The sequence below is a fragment of the Streptomyces sp. NBC_00597 genome (assembly GCF_041431095.1).
GTDB lineage: Bacteria > Actinomycetota > Actinomycetes > Streptomycetales > Streptomycetaceae > Streptomyces.
Map to the genome: position 1 here is coordinate 2,035,205 of NZ_CP107757.1, position 19,527 is coordinate 2,054,731.

The 19,527-nt window shown below is 73.2% G+C and carries 20 protein-coding genes and 2 pseudogenes; 12 read left to right on the forward strand and 10 right to left on the reverse strand.

Annotation, left to right across the window (positions count from 1 at the left end):
- Positions 1–98 precede the first annotated feature (98 nt).
- Positions 99–950: a helix-turn-helix transcriptional regulator gene (locus OG974_RS08775; protein ID WP_327282113.1), complete on the reverse strand. Its 852-nt coding sequence runs from the start codon at positions 948–950 to the stop codon at positions 99–101.
- A gap of 14 nt (positions 951–964) precedes the next feature.
- Positions 965–1,372: pseudogene (locus OG974_RS08780) on the reverse strand (DUF6879 family protein); the annotation flags it as partial.
- Positions 1,373–1,581: 209 nt separating this feature from the next.
- Here OG974_RS08780 and OG974_RS08785 point away from each other — a divergent pair.
- Together OG974_RS08785 and OG974_RS08790 are read left to right on the forward strand one after the other, a co-directional pair.
- The gene (locus OG974_RS08785; RefSeq protein ID WP_371646068.1) at positions 1,582–2,109 is read left to right on the forward strand and encodes a hypothetical protein; all 528 of its coding nucleotides are present in this window, start codon (positions 1,582–1,584) and stop codon (positions 2,107–2,109) included.
- A gap of 21 nt (positions 2,110–2,130) precedes the next feature.
- A complete protein-coding gene (locus OG974_RS08790; protein WP_371646069.1) occupies positions 2,131–2,259 on the forward strand; it encodes a hypothetical protein in 129 nt (42 codons plus the stop codon).
- 284 nt (positions 2,260–2,543) lie between these two features.
- On the opposite strand, the pseudogene OG974_RS08795 reads toward OG974_RS08790, so the two are convergent.
- A pseudogene (locus OG974_RS08795) lies at positions 2,544–2,696 on the reverse strand (LLM class flavin-dependent oxidoreductase); the annotation flags it as partial.
- Positions 2,697–2,745: 49 nt separating this feature from the next.
- On the opposite strand from OG974_RS08795, the gene OG974_RS08800 reads away from it, so the two are divergent.
- Together OG974_RS08800 and OG974_RS08805 are read left to right on the forward strand one after the other, a co-directional pair.
- On the forward strand, positions 2,746–3,381 hold the full coding sequence (locus OG974_RS08800) for a PadR family transcriptional regulator (RefSeq protein WP_371646071.1): 636 nt from the start codon (positions 2,746–2,748) through the stop codon (positions 3,379–3,381).
- Between the two features lie 189 nt (positions 3,382–3,570).
- On the forward strand, positions 3,571–4,263 hold the full coding sequence (locus tag OG974_RS08805) for a glycerophosphodiester phosphodiesterase family protein (RefSeq protein WP_327282117.1): 693 nt from the start codon (positions 3,571–3,573) through the stop codon (positions 4,261–4,263).
- A gap of 19 nt (positions 4,264–4,282) precedes the next feature.
- On the opposite strand, the gene OG974_RS08810 is transcribed toward OG974_RS08805, so the two are convergent.
- Positions 4,283–4,822, reverse strand: coding sequence for a GNAT family N-acetyltransferase (locus OG974_RS08810; RefSeq protein ID WP_327282118.1), 540 nt, complete (start codon positions 4,820–4,822; stop codon positions 4,283–4,285).
- A gap of 146 nt (positions 4,823–4,968) precedes the next feature.
- On the opposite strand from OG974_RS08810, the gene OG974_RS08815 reads away from it, so the two are divergent.
- Both OG974_RS08815 and OG974_RS08820 read left to right on the forward strand, forming a co-directional pair.
- A complete protein-coding gene (locus OG974_RS08815; RefSeq protein WP_371646074.1) occupies positions 4,969–5,496 on the forward strand; it encodes a DUF5134 domain-containing protein in 528 nt (175 codons plus the stop codon).
- A gap of 81 nt (positions 5,497–5,577) precedes the next feature.
- Positions 5,578–6,516 (forward strand): M56 family metallopeptidase, encoded by a 939-nt coding sequence (locus OG974_RS08820; RefSeq protein ID WP_327282120.1) that lies wholly within the window; start codon positions 5,578–5,580, stop codon positions 6,514–6,516.
- A gap of 36 nt (positions 6,517–6,552) precedes the next feature.
- Here OG974_RS08820 and OG974_RS08825 read toward each other — a convergent pair whose 3' ends face one another.
- Positions 6,553–7,317: a dienelactone hydrolase family protein gene (locus OG974_RS08825; protein WP_371646075.1), complete on the reverse strand. Its 765-nt coding sequence runs from the start codon at positions 7,315–7,317 to the stop codon at positions 6,553–6,555.
- 218 nt (positions 7,318–7,535) lie between these two features.
- Here OG974_RS08825 and OG974_RS08830 point away from each other — a divergent pair, with 218 nt between their 5' ends.
- Positions 7,536–8,165 carry a helix-turn-helix domain-containing protein gene (locus OG974_RS08830; RefSeq protein WP_329312874.1) on the forward strand — a complete coding sequence of 210 codons (630 nt, stop codon included), beginning with the start codon at positions 7,536–7,538 and terminating at the stop codon, positions 8,163–8,165.
- Between the two features lie 12 nt (positions 8,166–8,177).
- Here the strand turns inward: OG974_RS08830 and OG974_RS08835 are convergent, their stop codons facing one another.
- Positions 8,178–9,674, reverse strand: coding sequence for a hypothetical protein (locus OG974_RS08835; RefSeq protein ID WP_328761919.1), 1,497 nt, complete (start codon positions 9,672–9,674; stop codon positions 8,178–8,180).
- Positions 9,675–9,752: 78 nt separating this feature from the next.
- Between OG974_RS08835 and OG974_RS08840 the strand changes: the two genes are divergently transcribed.
- Both OG974_RS08840 and OG974_RS08845 read left to right on the forward strand, forming a co-directional pair.
- On the forward strand, positions 9,753–10,418 hold the full coding sequence (locus tag OG974_RS08840; RefSeq protein ID WP_327282124.1) for a DUF305 domain-containing protein: 666 nt from the start codon (positions 9,753–9,755) through the stop codon (positions 10,416–10,418).
- Positions 10,419–10,470: 52 nt separating this feature from the next.
- Entirely contained in the window at positions 10,471–11,832 is a 1,362-nt protein-coding gene (locus OG974_RS08845) for an FAD-dependent oxidoreductase (RefSeq protein WP_327282125.1), read from the forward strand.
- A 338-nt stretch (positions 11,833–12,170) separates the two neighbouring features.
- Here the strand turns inward: OG974_RS08845 and OG974_RS08850 are convergent, their stop codons facing one another.
- The 3 genes from OG974_RS08850 to OG974_RS08860 form a co-directional block, all read right to left on the reverse strand.
- Entirely contained in the window at positions 12,171–12,515 is a 345-nt protein-coding gene (locus tag OG974_RS08850; RefSeq protein ID WP_327282127.1) for a helix-turn-helix domain-containing protein, read from the reverse strand.
- A 145-nt stretch (positions 12,516–12,660) separates the two neighbouring features.
- Positions 12,661–13,785 (reverse strand): NADH:flavin oxidoreductase/NADH oxidase, encoded by a 1,125-nt coding sequence (locus OG974_RS08855; protein ID WP_371646078.1) that lies wholly within the window; start codon positions 13,783–13,785, stop codon positions 12,661–12,663.
- An 80-nt stretch (positions 13,786–13,865) separates the two neighbouring features.
- On the reverse strand, positions 13,866–15,221 hold the full coding sequence (locus OG974_RS08860) for a wax ester/triacylglycerol synthase family O-acyltransferase (RefSeq protein WP_327286010.1): 1,356 nt from the start codon (positions 15,219–15,221) through the stop codon (positions 13,866–13,868).
- A gap of 215 nt (positions 15,222–15,436) precedes the next feature.
- On the opposite strand from OG974_RS08860, the gene OG974_RS08865 reads away from it, so the two are divergent.
- From OG974_RS08865 to OG974_RS08875, 3 genes are all read left to right on the forward strand, one after another.
- Positions 15,437–16,537, forward strand: coding sequence for an exo-alpha-sialidase (locus tag OG974_RS08865; RefSeq protein WP_327282129.1), 1,101 nt, complete (start codon positions 15,437–15,439; stop codon positions 16,535–16,537).
- Between the two features lie 23 nt (positions 16,538–16,560).
- Positions 16,561–17,247 (forward strand): uracil-DNA glycosylase, encoded by a 687-nt coding sequence (locus tag OG974_RS08870; RefSeq protein ID WP_327282130.1) that lies wholly within the window; start codon positions 16,561–16,563, stop codon positions 17,245–17,247.
- A gap of 110 nt (positions 17,248–17,357) precedes the next feature.
- Positions 17,358–18,278: a hypothetical protein gene (locus OG974_RS08875; protein ID WP_328761923.1), complete on the forward strand. Its 921-nt coding sequence runs from the start codon at positions 17,358–17,360 to the stop codon at positions 18,276–18,278.
- Between the two features lie 110 nt (positions 18,279–18,388).
- On the opposite strand, the gene OG974_RS08880 is transcribed toward OG974_RS08875, so the two are convergent.
- A complete protein-coding gene (locus OG974_RS08880) occupies positions 18,389–19,456 on the reverse strand; it encodes a lactonase family protein (RefSeq protein ID WP_371646769.1) in 1,068 nt (355 codons plus the stop codon).
- Positions 19,457–19,527: the final 71 nt, after the last annotated feature.

Here is a 19,527-nt window from a genome sequence, read left to right on the forward strand (position 1 = left end):
CCCCTCCAGCACAACGCCCCCTCTCGCCTTCGGGCGGGAGGGGGCGCTTCCGTGCTGTCCGGGGCTAGCTACTGGCGATGCGGGGTCGGGCGCGCTCGCTATTGCAGGGCGGCGACGGCTTCCATGACCAGTGCCCGGGCATCCGCGCCGTACACCGCCATCTTCTGGAGCGCCGCGAATGCCTTTTCGTAGAGGGCGATCTCGCTCGGCTGGGTGACCGTGACACGGGCGGCGAGGAGCTCCACCGACACAAGGGTGTCGTCGTACATGTGGAACGTCTCCAGCGGCCACTGAGCCCGTTTCGGGGTGGCCATGGGGATGATGCCCAGGCTCACGGACGGCATCGCGCCCACAGTCATCAGATAGCCGAGCTGGGCGGCCATGGCCTCGGTGTCGGCCAGTTGGTGGCGGAGCGCGGTCTCCTCGACGAGGAGGACGTAGCGGCGGCCCGGCTCGCGCAGGATCAGGTTGCGCTCCATCCGGGCGGCCACGGCCTCGGCGACGTCGTTGGGGATGTCCCGGAACAGACTGATGGCGGTGAGCAGCCCGGCGGCGTAGCCCTCGGTCTGGATGAAGTGCGGCAGGAGCGTGGCGGAGTACACGCGGAAGAGGCGAGTGGACCGGAACAGAGGGATGTAGCTGTTCTGCAACTGCTTGAGGCCACTGCGGGAGCGGCGGCGCCACTCCGTATAGAGCGACTCGGCGTTCTGAGACTGGGCAATGATGTCGCGGGCCTGGTCGGCCGCGCCGCAGGCCTCGCACCACCGGCGGATGTCGTCCGGCGTGGGCGGTGTGCGGGCGTTCTCGATGCGGGAGGACTTGGAGTGAGTCCAGCCGCAGCGGGTGCCCAGCTCGCTGCCGCTTAGACCCGCCTCCGAGCGCAGCTCACGCAGACGGTGAGCCACGCTGCAGCGGGCGGCCTGCGCCGCGGATGACGGGGATACGGGCATGAGCTGGGCTCCGCCTACCTGATTTCGAAGCTGTCGTGCGGGACCGCCCGTGCCCAGACGGTCTCGAAGGCGTCCGCGCACAGCTTGGCTGCGGCCGGGTTTTCGCTCATCTCTCCGCCGGCGGAATCCCCGTCGCCGGTGAAGTGGTTCCAGCGGATGAGTCGTCCGTCGATGAGCCAGAAATCGTTGCCCGGCAGGGCGATGTCACTGGCCTGCCGCCGGGGGAGCCAGCGCACCTCCTCTCCGGCGGCTACGTTGGTGAACGTCCCGTCGTACAGGAAGCGGGTGTACTCGCTGACCGGCTCGGAGACGATGCGGGCCCGCCGCACGGTGACACCGCGGGCGACGGTGGCCGCGATGAGGTCGAGCCACGGACGCCACCATGCCGCCCGGTCGTCGGGGTCGTGGCGGTGGGGCTGACGATGCCGAGACGGTCGTCGTGGACTCGGCGAGCGGGGCCCGGCCGAACTAGCACGTGCACCGCCACGGCGTCCCGACATGTAGGCGCATCACCGCCGCAGAACGCGACGGGCGCTGACCCAACGAGACTCCCGGCCCGACGTCCGCTGCGTTCTCCCGCGGGCGCCGGGGCGGGTCCATCGCACCATCGGAACCTCATCGAGGAGACACCATGCCGTGCAAGAACCTGCCCCCGGAGAACCCCGTCCCGCCGCCGGGCGCGACCGCGACGATGACCGCGACGCGGGTCAACCCTCGCGCGCTTCTCGGCGATGCCGACTTCTCCGCGGTCATGCACACCATCCTGGACAACAACCCGGGCATGGAACCGGGCATGGCCGGCCGCATCCTGGTAGACGCGCTCGCCTACCTGGCCACCGCGGCCGCCACCTCCGGGGGCCTCGCACCGTCCCGCGTGGTCGATGAGGGATGGCACGCGCTCATCCTTCACACCGGCCTCTACCAGACCCTGTGCGCGCGGCTCGGCGGCTTCATCCATCACGTCCCGGAGCGGCCCGACCCGGGGCGACGGTCGCAGGCCAGCATCGAACGTACGATCGCCGCGATCGAGGCTGCCGGCTACTCGGTGGATCGGGACCTGTGGCGGGGGCCGGAGGACACCATGATTCCCGTGGCGGCGAATTGCCAGCACTCGGGTCCCGAGGGGCCGATCGTCATCATCCCGAAGCCCAAGGGCTAGGCGTAGGCGTAGGCTCCGCGCATGACCGAGTGGATCGATCCGAGGTACTCAGACGTCGTCGCCGAGCTGCGCGCGTGGCAGGGCGAGCCGGACCGACGGGGTCCGCAGCCGGTACGGGGGTTCATCGTGCCGGAGCCTGACGAGGACTGACCCTTCTGAGTAGCCCCGGCCGGTTCCCTTCCCCGGCCGGGGCTACTCGCGTACGAGCTACGCGAGGGGGACCTGGAGTGCGCGGGCCAGGCGCAGCCAGACTGTGAGTCGAGCGTCGCGGGAGCGACTCTCAAGCCTGACCTGACGCGTCGCCCACGAACCAGCCCCGGGGATCTCCGCACCCCGGGGCTTCGTGCATCCTGGGCCGCCTACGCGGCCTTGGGAACCAGTAGGGTGCGCCAAGATCAGACGGAGAGCTACTCCTGCGCACAACCCATGCGCTACCACTTCAGGGAGTGGTGCTCGACGGCCCAGATCCGGTCGAATCCCACGCGCTCGGCGAGCACGGCCTGCTCCACGCAGTCGTGGATGACTTGGCGCTCCCGCTCCACGGTCGGGTCGGCGAGCCGAGCTTCGAAGATCACGGAGAATTTCACGATGCCTCCAGGCTTGCGTCCCGTGCCCGGCCACACTTCAATTCGGAATATGACTAGTAGTCATACATCGCAGAAGCAAGACCTTCCGCCGACCGCATGGGCGGTGCTCGGGCTGCTGTCCTTCCCCGGGGAGCGCACCGGCTACGAGCTGAAGAAGTGGGCGGACTCCTCCCTGCGCTTCTTCTACTGGTCCCCGGCCATCAGCCAGATCTACGCCGAGCTGCGCCGGCTGGAGGAGCTCGGCTACGCGGCCTCGACCCGATCGGGCCCCCAGGAGCTACGGGCCAAGCGCCGCTACGCCATCACCGACGCCGGGCGCGAGGCCCTCGCCGGGTGGGCCTCGGACACCGCGGAGGCCGGCCCCCCGGTACTCAAGCACGGTCTGCTACTGCGGGTCTGGCTCGGTCACCTCGCCGAGCCGGAACTGCTGCGCGCGATGGTCAGCGACCACCTGGAGCGCACCCGGGGCGAACTGGCCGCCGTACGCGAGGCCGTGGCGCATGCGGCCGAGGTGCCGGAGTGGGCGTTCCCCGCGCTCGCGCTGCGCTGGAGCGAGCGGCAGCACCTGGCCGAACTGGAGCTGGGCGAGGCCCTGCTGGCCGATCTCGCCGAGCCGGCCGGGGCCGCGGCGGCGGCCGCGGACGCCGATCGTCAAGGCGGTGGGGACGCGCCCACGCCCGGGTGACGCGGCAGGGCCGCCGCACGGCGTGCGGAGGCGCACAACCCTGGCGGGAACCGGCCGACGGCCCCGTTCCGGGCGCTGCACGCACGGTCTCATCGCATCACCGGCGCACTAGCATGCGTCCTCACCGCGCGCGGCCGGTAGGGACACCGCGACCGCGCGGGAGCCGCCGTCGACGGAAGCGAGAGAACCTTGACTTTCCTCACCATCGGTCACCGCGGGGTCATGGGTGTCGAACCTGAGAACACCCTGCGGTCGTTCGTCCGCGCGGAACGTTCCGGGATGGACGTCATCGCGCTGGATCTGCAGCTGAGCAAGGACGGCGTGCTCGTCGTCCTGCACGACGCCGAGGTGGACCGGACCACCGACGGCTCCGGATCCGTCGCCGACCTGACCGTGGCCGCGCTGCGCGAGCTGGACGCCGGTCAGGGCGAGCACGTGCCGGTCTTCGAGGAGGTGCTGGACGCGGTCCGCACCCCGCTCCAGGTGTCGGTGCAGAGCGGGGCCGCCGCCGCGGCGCTGGCGGAGCTCGTCCTGCGCCACGACCTGACCACGCGGGTGGAGGTCGCCTCCTTCCACGACGAGGTGCTCGCGCAGACGGTCCGGTTGGTGCCGGGGCTGCGCGGCTGCCTGTACGCGGATGTGCACCTCGCGCACCGCAGGACCATCGTGGACCGGGCGCTGGCCGCCGGTGCGGGGACGGTCGCCCTGAACATCCGCGAGCTCACCTTGGACACGGTGGAGTCGGTGCACGCGGCCGGGCTGCGGGTGATCGGCTGGACCGTCAACACCCTGCAACAGCTTCGGGTGGCGCGGGCGCTCGAACTGGACGGCGCGGCCACCGATTTCCCGGAGATCCGCAGCACGGGCCGGTTCATCGCCTGACGGCGGCGCCCGCTGCGCGCTACAGCGGCTTGACCAGCAGCTCGAAGGCCAGGTCGTCGCGGAGCGGGACGCCGAACCGCTCGTCGCCGTAGGGGAAGGGGCTCAGCTCGCCGGTGCGCCGGTAGCCGCGGCGCACGTAGTAGGCGATGAGCTCCTCCCGTACGCTCACCACCGTCATCCGCATCTCCTTGGCGCCCCACGTCTCGACGGCGCGGCGCTCCGCCTCGGCGAGGATCTCCTTGCCGAGGCCACCGCCCTGGAGCCCGGGGCGGACCGCGAACATCCCGAAGTAGGCGTGGTCGCCGCGGTGTTCGAGCTGACAGCAGGCGACGAGTTCGCCGGCGCGCTCGACGACGAGCAGGACTCCGTCGGCGGATTCGATGATCGCGCGGACCCCGTCCGGGTCCGTGCGCTGGCCGTCCAGGTAGTCCGCCTCGGTGGTCCAGCCGGCACGGCTGGCGTCCCCGCGGTAGGCCGACTCGACGAGGACCACCAGTTCCGGTACGTCCGTCTCGACGGCACTGCGGAAGTTCAGGGCGGCGGGGTGGGCGGTCGACATCGGGGGCTCCGTTTCGCTCGGCGGCATATGACATGCCCGGTGCGGCACGCAGAGCCTAACCCGGGGCGGCGTGCGGGCCTGCGGGCCGGGGCATCTCTTCCGGTGACGCCGACGAACCGGGAGGTTCCGCCGTGCACGGTCCCGCCATGTCCCTTCCCGCTTCGCTCTCCGCCTGGCTGCTCGTGCTCCTGTGCTTCGTCAGCGGGGCGTACTGCCTGCGGCGGGTGCGCAGATCGGAGCGGGAGGCGCGCGGCGCGGCGGCGGGCGAGGCCGTGATGGGGTTCGGGATGGCGGTGATGGCCGTGCCGTCGGGCATCGGCCCGTGGGGGCCCGGGATCCTGCTGGCCGTCTTCTGCGGGGCCGTCCTGCACGCCCTGTGGCTGCTGCGGGGCGGGGTGCACCACACCCACCACCTGGTCGGTTCGCTGGCGATGGCGTACATGGCGCTGACGATGACCGCCGGCCACGGGCACGGCGGGGGCCTGCCGCTCGTCACCGGGGCGCTGCTGCTCTACTACGCGGGGTACGTGCTGCTCGGGGGGGCCCGACTGGTGACGGCGGGCGGGGTTGCGCCGCAGATCGCGGGCGGGCCGCAGGTGTCGCCCGCGGAACTGACGCGGGCTTGCCGACTGGCCATGGGGATCGGGATGTTGGCGATGCTGCCCGGCCTGTGACCCGGGAGGCAAACGTGTCCTGCGTCACCAATCCCGAAAGCCCGTACCCGCAGGTAGTCGCGCGCTCATAGGCTGGCGACCATGATGGTCCCCGCCGCACTCCTGCTGCTCGGCGCCCTGACCGCGGTGTTCGCCCCCCGTCTGCTGGCCCGGGCCGAGTGGCCCGAGCGTGAGCCCGTCGTCGCCCTGTGGGTGTGGCAGTGCGTGGTGGGCGCGGTGCTGCTGTGCTTCGCGCTGTCGATGCTGCTGAGCGCGGCCGCCGCCTGGCTGGCCGTCCGGGGCCCGCTCTTCGCGAAGGCACCGCACGGGGTGGTCGACGCGTACGCGCTGGGCCCGACCGGCGGCCCGTGGGCCGCGGGGACCGCGCTGGCGTTGGCGGGCGGCGGGCTGTGGACCGGGGCCCGGCTGACCCGGGAGGTGCTGCGGGCCCGGGCCCGGCGGCGGGCACGGGGCGCCGAGCTGCTCGTACGGGCGCCGCTGCTGCCCGGGGAGGACCCGGCAGGGGCTCGGCTCGTCGTCCTGGAGGGAACGCGGCCCGATGCGTGGTGGCTGCCGGGCGCGGCGCCGCAGCTGGTGGTGACGACGGCCGCGCTCGGACGGCTCAAGGGGAGCCAACTGGACGCCGTACTGGCGCACGAGCAGGGGCACGCGCAGGCCCGGCACGACTGGCTGCTGCACTGCTCGCGGGCGCTGGCGGGAGGGTTCCCGCAGGTGCCGGTGTTCGCGGCGTTCGAGGCGGAGATGCACCGGCTCGTCGAGCTGGCTGCCGACGACGTGGCCTCGCGACGGTTCGGGAGGCTGACGATCGCGCTCGCCCTGGTCGGTCTCAACGAGGACCGGGGGGTGTTCGGGCCCTATCCGAGCCCGCAGCCGCACGTGTCGGAGCGGGTGCGCCGGCTGCTCTCGGCGGCGCCCCGGCTCTCGGCGGGCCGCCGGCTGCGGCTCACGGCGTTGGCCACGCTGCTGCCCGCGGTCCCGCTGGCGGTGGCCCTGACGCCGGGCCTGAGCGCCCTGACCTGACCTGATCCGCCCGCCCACCCGCCGTGGACGGGGCTCCTACCGGCCGAGTTCGGCGGCGAAGAGCTCGCGCACCCGCGTCCACGAGTCCTCGGCAGCGGCCTTGTCGTACGGTTCGCGCCCGGGGAAGAAGAAGGCGTGCCGGGCGCCGGGGTAGACGACCTCCTCGTGCCGTGGTCCGGCCGCCTCCAGCGCGTCACCGATCTGCGCGCGCTGCTCCGCGTCGATGACGTGGTCGAGTTCCGCGAAGAACAGCACGATCCGCACGTCGCGCTCGGCGATCGCGCCGGTGGCCGCCAGCAGCGGCTCGGGGCGGCTCAGCGCGGTGCCCGCGACGGGCAGCCAGCCGGGGTAGAAGATCGCTGCCGCCGCGAGGTCGAGCCGGGTGGCCGCGAAGTAGGCGATGTGCCCGCCCAGGCTGAACCCGAGCACGCCGGTCTCCTCCGTGGCCTGCTCGTGGGAGCGGGCGTGGGCGATGGCGGAGCGCAGGTCCTCCTCGACGCCGTCCCGGGTCAGCTGCCCGAGCAGCTCGAAGGCGCGTTCCCGGTTTGCGGCGCTTTCCGTGAGGCCGCGGGCGGTCCCGGCGCCGGAGCGGTGGTAGAGGTTCGGGGCGATCGCGACGTAGCCGAGCGCGGCGACCTGCCGGACGACGCCGCGGACGTCCTCGGTCAGCCCCCACAGTTCCGATCCGACGAGTACCAGCGGGTGGCGGTCGCCTCCCGCGGGGCGGGCGACGTACGCGGTCATCGGCGCGGCACCGGCGGTCGCGATCTCCACTTCCCGGGCAACGGTCTCGTAGGCCATGGGGACCCCCTCGTACAGCGCGTGAACGGTCGACTCGCCGAGCCCGTCACATCACTGACGGAGTGGGAGACGCCTGCCGCAGGCCGGGACGGGCCGGATCCGGTCTTCCCGTGTGGGGTGTGGAAATCCCTGCTCTGGGCGATCCCCCGCGTCGCCCAGAGCAGGCGACCCCGTGCGCTGAGTATATTGGCCCGGAGCCAGTCAACGCAGGAGTAAGCATGTCCCCGCGCAGCGCATCGGTCAATGAAGAATTGCGCAGACGTTCCCGGGAGCGGCTGCTCCAGGCCACGGTCGAACTCGTCGCCGAGCGCGGCTACGAAGCCACGACGCTCGGCGACATCGCCGACCGGGCGGGTGCGGCCCGCGGCCTGGTCTCGTACTACTTCCCCGGCAAACGGCAGCTGCTCCAGTCGGCGGTGCACCGGCTGATGCACCTGACGCTGGACGCGGCCCTGGAGCGGGAACCGCGCAGCAACGACGGGCGCGAACGGCTCGCCCGGGCGGTCGACGCGATCCTCGGGCTCGCCCGGGACGAGCCGCTGCTGATGCGGACGCACATGGCGGGGATCCTCCAGGCCGAGGGGTTCGTGCAGTGCCCGGAGCAGCAGCGACTGGCGGAGCTGCTCCGGGACACGGTCACGCGGTACGGCTCGGCGGACGTGGACACCGACTACCCGCTGCTGCGGGCACTGCTGATGGGTGCGGTCGTGGCGGTCCTGCTGCCGGGGGCTCCGATGCCGTGGGCGCGGCTGCGTGCGGAGCTGTTCCAGCGCTACGGGCTGGACTGGGAGCTCGGCGTCCCGCCGGAGGGCGGGCCGCCCGAGGCAACGTTTCCCCCTGCGGGCTGAGGCGGGCCGGGGTCAGTGGTACTCGGGCTGGCTCTGCACGTTGAGCCGGTCCATCCACACGCGCTTCGCGCCTTCGGTGCGCCAGTCGTCGATCCGTAGCACGTCGAGGCCCTTGACGATGTCGTTCGAATAGATGTGGCCGTTGTAGTAGTACGCCGACCAGGACCCGCCGAGTCCGAGCTTGTCCGTGGTGAGCGGGCCGCGCTCGAAGTAGCCGATCTCCTCGGGCCGGGCGGAGTCGGTGAAGTCCCACACCGAGACGCCGCCCTGGTACCAGGCCTGGACCATGATGTCGCGGCCGCCGCCGACCGGGATCAGCGAGCCGTTGTGGGCCACGCAGTTCTCCGTGTCGGCCTGGAGCCGCGGGATCTTGAAGTAGCTGCGGAAGACGAGCTTGCGCTGGTCGCCGCGGCCGGTGATGTCGTAGATGCCGTCGGCCCCGCGGTTGGGGCCGGTGGCCTCGTTGCAGGTGGCGCCGCCTCCGCCGCCCAGCTCATCGGTGAACACCACCTTGTCGGCCTTCTCGTTGAAGGTCGCCGAGTGCCAGAAGGAGAAGTTCACGTTGTCCTGCACCCGGTCGATGACCCGTGGCTGCTCGGGCTTGCTGATGTCGAAGAGGATCCCGTCGCCCATGCAGGCGCCGGCGGCCAGCTTCTTCGACGGCAACACGGTGATGTCGTGGCAGCCGGTGGTCTTCGAGACGCCGGGGTTGTCGGGCGCGCCCGGGTTGCCGCCGTCCGGGAAGAGGACGGGGAAGGCGACGACCGCCGCCTGCGTCGGGTTCTTCTTCGGGACCTTGATCACGGAAATGCCGTCGTGCGGCGGCTGGCAGTCGGGGAACGCCTCGTTCGGGGAGTACGAGGCCACGTAGAGGTAGATGTCGCGCTCGCCCGGGACCAGCGTGTGGGTGTGGGAGCCGCAGTTGGTCTCGACGGATTTGATGTACTTGGGGCTCTTCTTGTCCTTGATGTCGAAGATCTTGATGCCCTCCCAGGAGGACTTCTCCGTCGCGGGCTGCGAGACGCTGTTGCAGGAGTCGTCGCTGCGCGAGGAGTCGGTGGAGAGGAAGAGCAGGTCCCCTTGGACGGACACGTCGTTCTGGCCGCCGGGGCAGAGCACGCGGCTGACGACCTTCGGGACCTTGGGGTTGCCGATGTCGTAGACCGTGAAGCCGTTGTAGTTGCCGGCGTAGGCGTACTTGCCCTGAAAGGCCAGGTCGGAGTTGATGACGCCCGGGTCGGCGCTCGGGACGTTGGCCAGGTGCTTGACGTTGGCGCTGTGCACGATCTCGTCCTGGCCGGGGATCTCGCCGGGGGCGAGTTCGCGGCCCGCGGCGGGTTCCCCGGCCGGCTGCGCGCCCTGCGAAGAGGCGCTGCCGGGTGATAACTCCCCCGGATCGGGGGTGGCGGCGGCGGGTCCGGCCGCGAACAGCGTGGTGAGCAGCCCGGCCGCGGCGACGGCCGCCCCCAGACTCCGGTGCCGCACTCTGGTGGTGTGCTTCGAGGTCACTGTGCCCTCCCATGGGAGTCCGATCGATTCCGCTCGTGGTGGGAACGGAACCAGGACCCCGGCAGTATGTTCCTTACCATGGACATGGCAAAGGGGTTACTCGGTCGAACCACCGGGGCCGTCGTGGCCGCGGGAGTCCTGCTCGTCCTGGCCGGGTGCCGGGACGGCGACGGCGGCGACGGGACGAAGGACGCCGGGGCGGCGGTCATCGCCCCCGGCAGACCGGGCGAGAAGGCCCGCACCCTCTCCCCCGAGGAGGCCGCCGGGAGGCAGCCCGACGACAGCCCCAACGCGGCGGACCGGACGTACGTGCAGCACATGGTCGAACACCACCGGCAGGCCCTCACCATGAGCGCGCTGGCCCCGGAGCGGGCCTCGGCGGAGGGGGTCAAGCGGCTCGCCGAGCGGATCTCGGCCGCCCAGCAGCCCGAGATCGGCTCGATGGAGAAGTGGCTGGCCCGCCACCCGGCCCCGGCCGGCGCCCCTTCCGGAGGCCCGCCCGGCCACGACCACGGCGCGATGCCGGGCATGGCGACCGAGCAGCAACTGGCACGGCTCACCGAGGCGAAGGGCGCCGAGTTCGACCGGCTCTTCCTCACCCTGATGACCGCCCACCACGAGGGCGCCGTGAAGATGGCGGGCGAGGTGCTGGCCGCCGGCAACAACGGCGCGGTGGAGGAGATGGCCAACGAGGTGGTGGCCACCCAGACCGCGGAAATCCACCGGATGCGCGCCATGGGCTGACGGCCGCCGGGCCCGGTGGCATGCTGGGAGCACCTGCGGGAGGAGCTCCGCCGTGCTTCGTGTCGCCGTCGTCGGTTCGGGCCCCAGCGGGGTCTACGCCGCTCAGACATTGGTCCAGCAGCGTGAGGTGCCGGGCGTCCGCGTCGACGTGCTGGACCGGCTGCCCGCGCCGTACGGGCTGGTGCGCTACGGGGTGGCCCCCGACCACGAGAAGATCAAGTCGCTCCAGGGGAGCCTGCGCACGGTGCTGGAGGACGAACGGATCCGCTTCCTCGGCAACGTCGAGGTCGGCGGACCGCAGCTGCCCGCCGAGCGGCTGCTGGAGCTCTACCACGCGGTGGTGTACTGCGTGGGTGCCGCCCGCGACCGGCTGCTCGGCATCCCCGGCGAGGAGCTCGCCGGCGTGCACTCCGCGACGGCCTTCGTCGCCTGGTACAGCGGGCACCCGGATGCCGTCGGCGAGGCCTTCGACCTGCCCGCGGTGGGCTCGGCGGTGGTCGTCGGGGCGGGCAATGTCGCCGTGGACGTGACGCGGATGCTGGCCCGCGGCGAGCCCGAACTGTCCCCGACCGACATGCCGCAGCCGGCCTTGGGCGCGCTCGCGGACAGTGGCGTGAAATCGGTGTCGATGGTGGCCCGGCGCGGGCCCTCGCAGGGCAAGTTCACCACCAAGGAACTGCGGGAGTTGGGCACTCTGCCGCAGGTCGCCGCCGTCGTGGACCCCGCCGAGCTGGCGCTCGACCCCGCGTACGCCGACCCGGGCGCGGCCGCCGCGCTGCCCGCAGTGGCCCGGCGCAACCTGGAGGTGCTGCGCGGCTGGGCCGGGCAGGACTCGGGCGACGCCCGGCGCCGGATCGCGCTGCGGTTCTACCTGCGCCCGGTGGAGGTACTGGCCGGCCCCGGCGGCCGGGTCGCCGGGGTCCGGTTCGAGCGGACCGCCCCGGACGGCCGGGGCGGAGTCGTGGGGACCGGCGCCTACGAGGACGTCGAGGCGCAGTTGGTGCTGCGCTCGGTGGGGTACCAGGGCGTTCCGCTGCCCGGCCTCCCGTTCGACCCGGTGAAGGCCACGGTCCCGCACGCCGCGGGCCGGGTGCTGCGCGAGGGCCGGGCCTCGGTCGGCGAGTACGTGGCGGGCTGGATCAAGCGCGGCCCGACCGGGGTGATCGGGACCAACCGGCCCTGCGCCAAGGAGACGGCGTCGTCGCTGCTCCAGGACGCTGCGGTGCTGGCCGGGCGGGACCTGCCGGGCGACCCGCTGGACGCACTGCGGGCGGCGGGCCTGCACCCGGTGGAGTGGCCGGGCTGGCTGGCGATCGAGGCGGCCGAGGCCGACCTCGGGCACTCGCTGGGCCGCCGCTCGGTGAAGATCCCGGACTGGCCGGGCCTGCTGGCAGCGGCGAACGCGGGAACCTGAGCCCTGGCCGGGCCGAACGGGGCCGGGCCTGGCACGGATCGGCCGGCACGGATCGGCCTCGCCTGGCCTCGCCTGGCCTCGCCTGGCCTCGCCTGGCCCGCCTGGCCTTTCCTCGCCTGGCCTGGCCCGGCACGGATCAGCCTCGCCTGGCCCGCCCGGCCTCGCCTGGCCCGCCCGGCACGGATCAGCCTCGCCTGGCTCGGCCCGGCACGGATCGGCCTCGCACGGATCGGCCCGGCACGGATCGGCCCGGCACGGATCGGCCCGGCACGGATCGGCCTCGCACGGATCGGCCCGGCACGGGCAGGCCGGCCATGATCGGCCGGACACCCGCCAGTCTAGGCGGCCTGGCGGGCGGCCTCCGCGGCGGCTGCGGTGAGCACGCTGTCGAGCAGCCCCGGGAACAGTTCTTCCAGCTCCGTACGGCGCAGCTCGTTCATCTTCGCCGTCCCGCGGTAGGTCTGGCGGACCACGCCGGCTTCCCGCAGGACGCGGAAGTGGTGCGTGGTCGTCGACTTGGTGACCGGCAGGACGAAGTACGAGCACGCCAGCTCCTGCCGGGTGGCCGCGAGGTCCCGCACGATCGACAGCCGCACCGGGTCCGACAGCGCGTGCAGCACCGCTTCGAGCCGGATCCCGGCGGGTCCGGGGTGGGCGAGCGTGCGCGTGGTGGTATCCGTCACGTCTGCCCTCGTCTCGCCCGGCTCCCTGTTCGTACGAGAGCCACCGTAGTACACCGGCTGCCGGCGCCCGGGGGCCGCCGCCCCCGCCCGAGCCCGATCCGGCCGCCATCGGACCCGGTCGTCGGGCTGCGCAGCCGCGGTACGACTACCAGGCGCGGTGGTAAGGGGTGGGCACCCGTACCCCGGCGCCCAGTTCGGCGGCCGCGCCGCGGGCCCAGTACGGGTCGCGCAGCAGCTCGCGGCCGAGCAGGACCGCGTCGGCCCGTCCGTCGGCCAGGACCGCGGCGGCCTGCTCCGGCTCGGTGATCAGCCCGACGGCGGCCACCGGGAGGCCGGTCCGGGCCTTGACTTCGGCTGCGAACGGCACCTGATAGCCGGGGCCCACCGGGATGTCCGCCTTGGGTGTCATCCCGCCGGTGGACACGTCGAGCAGGTCCACGCCGTGCTCGCGCAACAGCCCGGCGAGACGGACCGTGTCTTCAGGGGTCCAGCCCGACTCCTCCAGCCAGTCGGTGGCGGAGACCCGGAAGAACAACGGCAGCTCCTCGGGCCACACGGCCCGTACGGCGTCGACGACTTCGAGGGCGAAACGGGCGCGGTTCTCGAAGGAGCCGCCGTAGGCGTCGGTGCGCCGGTTGCTTTCGGCGGAGAGGAACTGGCCGATGAGGTAGCCGTGGGCCCCGTGGATCTCGACGACCTCGTAGCCCGCGGCCAGCGCACGCCGCGCAGCCGCCGCGAACCGGCCGGTGATCTCGTGGATCTCGTCGGTCGTCAGCTCGTGCGGCACGGGGTCGCCCTCGGCGAACGGCACCGGACTCGGGGCACTCGGCAACCAGCCGTCCGCCTCGGGCCCGACGTAGCGGCCGCCCTCCCAGGGACGACCCGTCGACGCCTTCCGGCCGGCATGGGCGATCTGGATGCCGGGGACGGCGCCCTGGGCCTTGATGAACGCGGTGATCGGGCGCAGCGCTTCGACCTGGGTGTCGTTCCAGATGCCCAGGTCGTACGGGGATATGCGGCCCTCCGGAGAGACGGCGGTGGCCTCCTGGAGGATCAGGCCCGCGCCGCCCACCGCGCGGGCGGCGTAGTGCGCGAAGTGCCATGCGTGGGCCACGCCCGCGTCCGGCCCCGAGGCCTCGGCGACGTGCTGGCACATCGGCGCCATCCACACCCGGTTCGCCGCGGTGACCGAGCGCAGGGTGAACGGCGTGAAGAGGCCCGCGGGAGCGGTCGGAACGGCATCGGCGGGGGCGAGGGGGGCAGCTCTCATGGAGGACTCTCCGGATGTGGCCGGGCTCGCCGCGGATCGGCAGCTCGTACGAGAGTCACCGTACTACGTAAGTTCTCGTACTACGACACCTCTCGTACGAACTCGTGGAGCTCGGCACGCAGCGCCTCCGCGAGGGCCTCCAGGTCCGGCACGGCGGCCGCGTCGGCGACCAGGCCGTAGTGGACCGTGCCCTGGTAGGTGGAGACCGCCACGGCGAGCGAGTGGCCGCGGGCGAGCGGGGCCAGCGGATAGACCTCCCGGACCCGGCTGCCACCCAGGGAGAAGGTGAAACCGGGCAGCGGAACGCTGGTGACCAGGATGTCGAACAGCAGCCGGGCCGCCTGGGCCACCAGGGGGCCGCCGAGCCGGTGCCCCAGCGGGTGCACGTGGTCGGCGAGCAGGGCGACGGCCCCGGCGCCGCGGGCGGGTCCGGCCTCCTTGTTGCGGTCCATGCCGGTCCGCACCCGGTCCAGGCGCAGCAGCGGGTCGGGCTCGGAGAGCGGGAGCCGGAGCAGGTATCCGGAGAGCCGGTTGCCGTACTTCGCGGTGCCGCGGGGCCGGCGGCGGGATACCGGTATCAGGGCGCGCGGCCCGGCACCCTCGGGCTCGGGGTCGCCGCGGCCCACCAGCCAGCGCCGCAGGGCGCCGGCGACCAGGGCGATCAGCACGTCGTTGACCGTGCCTCCGGCGACCTTGCGGATGCGGTTGACGTCGTCGAGGTCGAGCGCGAGGCCGGCGACCGCGCGGGTGCCGGTCTGCGCCGGGACGGCCGTCAGGGCCGCCGAGACGCCGAGGGGCAGTCCGGCGCGGGCCACGGAGGCGCCGATCTCCAGGGCCTGGCCGAAGTCCTGGACCCGGGCGGCCAGGATCCCGGGAAGGCTGCGCAGGGCGATGCCCGGCGACTGCGGCGCGGGGAGCGGCCGCGCGGGGCCCCGTGCGGGCGGGCCCTCGTCGAAGAGCATGGCCGCCAGCGCGAGGGCTCCGAGCCCGTCGGCGAGCGCGTGGTGGAACTTGAAGAGGACCGCGAAGGAGCGCGGATCGGGCCCGGCCAGGACGTGCGCCTCCCACGGCGGTCGCGCCCGGTCGAGCGGCCGCGCCATCAGGGGTCCGGCGGCGGCCTGGGGGTCATCGGTGCGTACGAGGAACACGTGCCGGGCGGGATCGAAGTCCGCGTCGGTCGACCAGGCGGCCGCACCGATCGGCAGCAGCACGTCGTGGATGCGGCGGCGCAAACCGGGGACGGTGGGGCAGCGGGCGGTGAGCAGCTCGGCGGCGCGGACCGCCGCGTCGGGCTCGGAACCAGAACCCGGACCGGGGCCGGCGCCGGGGGCTCGTGCGGCTTCAAAGACCGCGAGGGCCCCGAGGTGCATGGGATGGGTGGCGGATTCGATCCGCCAGAAGGCGAGGTCGAGCGGTGAAAGGTGCTCGGTGGCCACGTATTGCCTCTCGCGTGCGGTGGCAGAGGTGGAAGTCAACCCCTTTCAGCCTCCTACGATCAAGTAGCCACCCTTTGGATACGCCCGTTGATCGATCCCGACCGGCTGGTCGGCGCAGCGCGGCGGCGTCCCGGCCGTTGTCGGTGGCCGGGTGCAGACTGGCTGGAAGGTGTTTGCCACGACGACCGGGACGACGACGTCCGGAGGTGTCGACCATGCCGACAGCGCCAGAAGTGCTGCTCCTCGCAGGGACCCGCAAGGGATTGTTCATCGGCCGCAGACGGGGCGACGGCTCCTGGGAGTTCGACGGGCCCCATTTCAACGCCCAGGCGGTCTACGCCGTCGCGGTCGACCGGCGCGGACCGGTGCCCCGGCTGCTCGTCGGCGGGGACAGCGCGCACTGGGGCCCGTCCGTGTTCAGCTCCGACGACCTCGGGGCGAGCTGGCGGGAACCCGCCGCACCCGCGGTGAAGTTCCCGAAGGACACCGGGGCTTCGCTGGAGCGGGTCTGGCAGCTGCATCCGGCCGGACCCGAGGCGCCGGACGTGGTCTACGCGGGGACGGAGCCCGCCGCCCTGTTCCGCTCGACGGACCGCGGCGAGTCCTTCGAGTTGGTCCGCCCGCTGTGGGAGCACCCGAGCCGCAAGAGCTGGGTGCCGGGCGGCGGCGGTGAGGGCCTGCACACGGTGCTGACGGACCCGGCCGACCCCGCAGCGGTGACGGTGGCGGTCTCCACCGCCGGGGTGTTCCGGACCCTGGACGGCGGCGCCCGCTGGGCTCCGTCCAACGAGGGGGTCTCGGCGGTGTTCCTGCCGGATCCGCATCCCGAGTTCGGCCAGTGCGTGCACAAGATCGCCCAGGACGCCGGGAACCGGAAGCGGCTGTACTTGCAGAACCACTGGGGCGTGTACCGCAGCGACGACGCCGGGGCCCGGTGGACCGACATCGGCGACGGCCTGCCCTCCGACTTCGGCTTCGCGGTGGCCGCGCACCCGCACCGGCCGGACACCGCCTACGTCTTCCCGCTGAACGCCGACTCCGACCGGGTCCCGGCGGAGCACCGGTGCCGGGTCTTCCGCACCCAGGACGCGGGCGCCACCTGGGAGCCGCTCACGCGCGGACTGCCGCAGGGGGACCACTACGGCACGGTGCTGCGGGACGCCCTGTGCACGGACGACGCGGACCCCGCGGGGATCTACTTCGGCAACCGCAACGGCGAGCTGTACGCCAGCCATGACGACGGGGACAGCTGGCGGCTGCTGGCCGAGCACCTGCCCGACGTGCTGTGCGTGCGGGCGGCGGTACTGGCTCACTGAATCGGCCAGTAGAGTGACTCGCTGTGGCAGCACGACCGTTGAACGAGATCGTCGAGCCGGGCTGGGCCCGGGCTCTGGAGCCGGTGGCGGCGCAGATCGCCGCGATGGGCGACTTCCTGCGCGCCGAGATCGCGGCGGGGAGGACGTACCTGCCCGCCGGGGCGAATGTGTTGCGCGCCTTCCAACAGCCCTTCGACGAGGTGAAGGTGCTGATCGTCGGCCAGGACCCGTACCCCACCCCGGGGCACGCGATGGGCCTGTCCTTCTCGGTCGCGCCCGAGGTCAGTCCGTGGCCGCCCAGCCTGGACAACATCTTCCGCGAGCTGTATGCGGACCTCGGCGTGCCCCGGCCGGCCAACGGGGACCTCACCCCGTGGACCCGCCAGGGCGTGCTCCTGCTGAACCGCGCGCTGACCACGGCCCCGCGCAAGACCGGGGGCCATCGCGGCAAGGGCTGGGAGGCCGTCACCGAGCAGGCCATCCGGGCGCTCGCGGCGCGCGACAAGCCCCTCGTGTCGGTGCTGTGGGGGCGGGACGCCCGCAACCTGCGGCCGCTGCTCGGCGAGTTGCCGGCCGTGGAGTCCGTGCACCCCTCCCCCATGTCCGCGGCGAACGGGTTCTTCGGCTCCCGTCCGTTCAGCAAGGCCAACGACCTGCTGGTCCGCCAGGGGGCACAGCCGGTGGACTGGCGGCTTCCGGCCGCCCGTTGATCATTTCGGTTGAACGGTATACGACATTCCGCGGATAAATACGGACAGAAGCCGCCCGTTGAGGCCCTGCCCGAACACTGCGTTCCGATAAGCCAGTAGCATGCGGCGCCATGAGCTCCCCCACTGGGCCCGCAAATGGCCTGCCCGTACGAATGCCGCGACCCCGCCCTGCCGGACGGCACCGCCGACCCGAGCCCGCGGTGGCGCCCGAGGGCGCGCCCGCGCTGGTGCTCGCCGTGCCCGGTGCCCCTTCGGCCGCCTCGCGGGGGCTCGCGGAAGAGATCATCAGCATCGGCCGCTCCGAGCTGCCGGGCCTGGACGTCCGCATCGGCTTCCTTGAGGGCGACGACGCCGAGGGCTCCGAGTTCCCGGCCCTCTCCGGCGTGCTGACCGCGGTCGCCGCCGAGCGCGTCGCCCGCGCCGAGTTCGCCCGCGCCGCCGGCCACGAGGTGCCCGCGCCCACCGGCCCGGACGCCGTGGTCGTCCCGCTGCTCGCCGGCCCCGACGCCGACCTGCTGCGCCGGATGCGCCAGGCCGTCATGGACTCCTCGGCCGCCGCCGAGCTGGCCGAGGTGCTCGGCCCGCACCCGCTGCTCGCCGAGGGCCTGCACGTGCGGCTCTCCGAGGCCGGCCTGGCCCGCGCCGACCGCGCCCGCCTGTTCACCGTCACCACCGCCGCCGACGGCATCATCGTGGCCACCACCGGCGGCGAGGAGGCCGTCCAGGTCGCCGGGGTCACCGGCATGCTGCTGGCCGCCCGGCTCGCGGTACCCGTCAAGGCCGCCGCGCTCGACCAGGAGGGCTCGGTGGCCGCGGTCGCCGAGCAGCTGCGCAGCGAGGGCTCCACGCAGCTCGCGCTGGCCCCCTACCTGATCGGCCCGGAGGCCGCCGAGGGACTGCTGGACACGGCGGCCAAGGAGGCCGACTGCGCGGCCGCCGAGGTGCTCGGCGCGTACTCCGCGCTCGGCAAGCTCGTCGTCACCCAGTACTCCGCGGCGCTCGGCATCACCCAGGGCGCCGCCGCCCACTGATCCGCTCCAGAACCGCTCGTACGAGGGCCCGCACCCCGGCATCCACTCCGGGGCGCGGGCCCTCGTCCGTGCGCGGGCACCCCGTGGGGACCGTCGTCGGCGCCGTCGCGTCAGGCGAAGACCACGCAGGTGGCGGCCGGTACCGCCACCGAGCCGGCCCGGTGCGGCTGCCCGGTCAGCGGGTCGACGTCGAACCAGGTGACGTCCCCGGAGCGCTCGTTGGCCGCGTACAGACGGCGCCCCGAAGGATCGGCGGCGAGGTCCCGCGGCCAGCTGCCGCCGCATTCCACGCTGCCCACGAGCCGCGGCTTCCCGGCCCCTCCGGCGAGCGAGAGGGTGACGACGGTGTCGGTGCCGCGTACGGCCGCCCACACGAAACGGCCGTCCGGGGAAGCCACCACGGCCGAGGGATAGGCCCGTGCGGCCCCTGGAGCGGCCCCAGGGGCGAGCGGAACCTCATCGGTCGGTTCCAGTTGCCCCGAGCCCGGGTTCCAGCGGCAGACGGTCAGCTGCGGCTCCAGCTCGTGCAGGACGTACACCGTCTCGCCGTCAGGGTGGAAGGAGAGGTGGCGCGGGCCCGTCCCGGCGCGCAGTGCGGTCTCGTCGTGCAGGCGCAGCGCCCCGGTGGCCGGATCCGAGGCGCAGACGCGGACCGAGTCGGTGCCGAGGTCCACGCTGAGCACCCAGCGGCCGCTCGGATCGGGCAGCACCTGGTGGGCGTGCGGCCGTTCCTGGCGGCTCGCGTCGGGCCCGGAGCCCCGGTGGTCGAGGACCGAGGCGGGTCCGCACAGGATGCCGTCCTCGGAGAGCGGGAGGCTGCTGACGCTGCCGGAGGTGTAGTTGGCGGTGAGCAGCCGGCGCCCGGCCACGCTGAGGTGGGTCGGGCCGGCCCCGCCGACGCGTACGGCGGGGCCGAGGGCGGCGAGGCCCTCGCGGGTGGGCCGGAAGGCGACTACCGCTCCCTGCCGGGTCTCACTGACGGCGTAGAGCACCCCGGTGCCCCGGTCGAGGGCGAGGTACGAGGGGTCGGCGACCGCGTCGCTGGTGGAGAGGAGGGTCAGTGCGCCGGTCGCCGGGTCCACGTCCGCCGTGGTGATGCCGCGGCCGCCCGCCGAGGTGAACGAGCCGATGTGGACCCGGTGTCCGCCGTTCCGGTGCTTGCCGTCCGTGTCGTCCATGTCGTCCGTGCCGTCCGCGCCGCCCACCGGATGCCCCTCTCCACCGTTTCGGATCGATCCGTGCGGAGCCG

Excerpts from the sequence above, each read along its gene's own strand:
- OG974_RS08775 (WP_327282113.1), bottom strand. The coding sequence starts at position 950 with ATGCCCGTATCCCCGTCATCCGCGGCGCAGGCCGCCCGCTGCAGCGTG.
- OG974_RS08785 (WP_371646068.1), top strand. The coding sequence starts at position 1,582 with ATGCCGTGCAAGAACCTGCCCCCGGAGAACCCCGTCCCGCCGCCGGGC.
- OG974_RS08790 (WP_371646069.1), top strand. The coding sequence starts at position 2,131 with ATGACCGAGTGGATCGATCCGAGGTACTCAGACGTCGTCGCCGAGCTG.
- OG974_RS08800 (WP_371646071.1), top strand. The coding sequence starts at position 2,746 with ATGACTAGTAGTCATACATCGCAGAAGCAAGACCTTCCGCCGACCGCA.
- OG974_RS08810 (WP_327282118.1), bottom strand. The coding sequence starts at position 4,822 with ATGTCGACCGCCCACCCCGCCGCCCTGAACTTCCGCAGTGCCGTCGAG.
- OG974_RS08815 (WP_371646074.1), top strand. The coding sequence starts at position 4,969 with ATGTCCCTTCCCGCTTCGCTCTCCGCCTGGCTGCTCGTGCTCCTGTGC.
- OG974_RS08820 (WP_327282120.1), top strand. The coding sequence starts at position 5,578 with ATGATGGTCCCCGCCGCACTCCTGCTGCTCGGCGCCCTGACCGCGGTG.
- OG974_RS08825 (WP_371646075.1), bottom strand. The coding sequence starts at position 7,317 with ATGGCCTACGAGACCGTTGCCCGGGAAGTGGAGATCGCGACCGCCGGT.
- OG974_RS08830 (WP_329312874.1), top strand. The coding sequence starts at position 7,536 with ATGTCCCCGCGCAGCGCATCGGTCAATGAAGAATTGCGCAGACGTTCC.
- OG974_RS08840 (WP_327282124.1), top strand. The coding sequence starts at position 9,753 with ATGGACATGGCAAAGGGGTTACTCGGTCGAACCACCGGGGCCGTCGTG.
- OG974_RS08855 (WP_371646078.1), bottom strand. The coding sequence starts at position 13,785 with ATGAGAGCTGCCCCCCTCGCCCCCGCCGATGCCGTTCCGACCGCTCCC.
- OG974_RS08865 (WP_327282129.1), top strand. The coding sequence starts at position 15,437 with ATGCCGACAGCGCCAGAAGTGCTGCTCCTCGCAGGGACCCGCAAGGGA.
- OG974_RS08875 (WP_328761923.1), top strand. The coding sequence starts at position 17,358 with ATGAGCTCCCCCACTGGGCCCGCAAATGGCCTGCCCGTACGAATGCCG.
- OG974_RS08880 (WP_371646769.1), bottom strand. The coding sequence starts at position 19,456 with ATGGACGACACGGACGGCAAGCACCGGAACGGCGGACACCGGGTCCAC.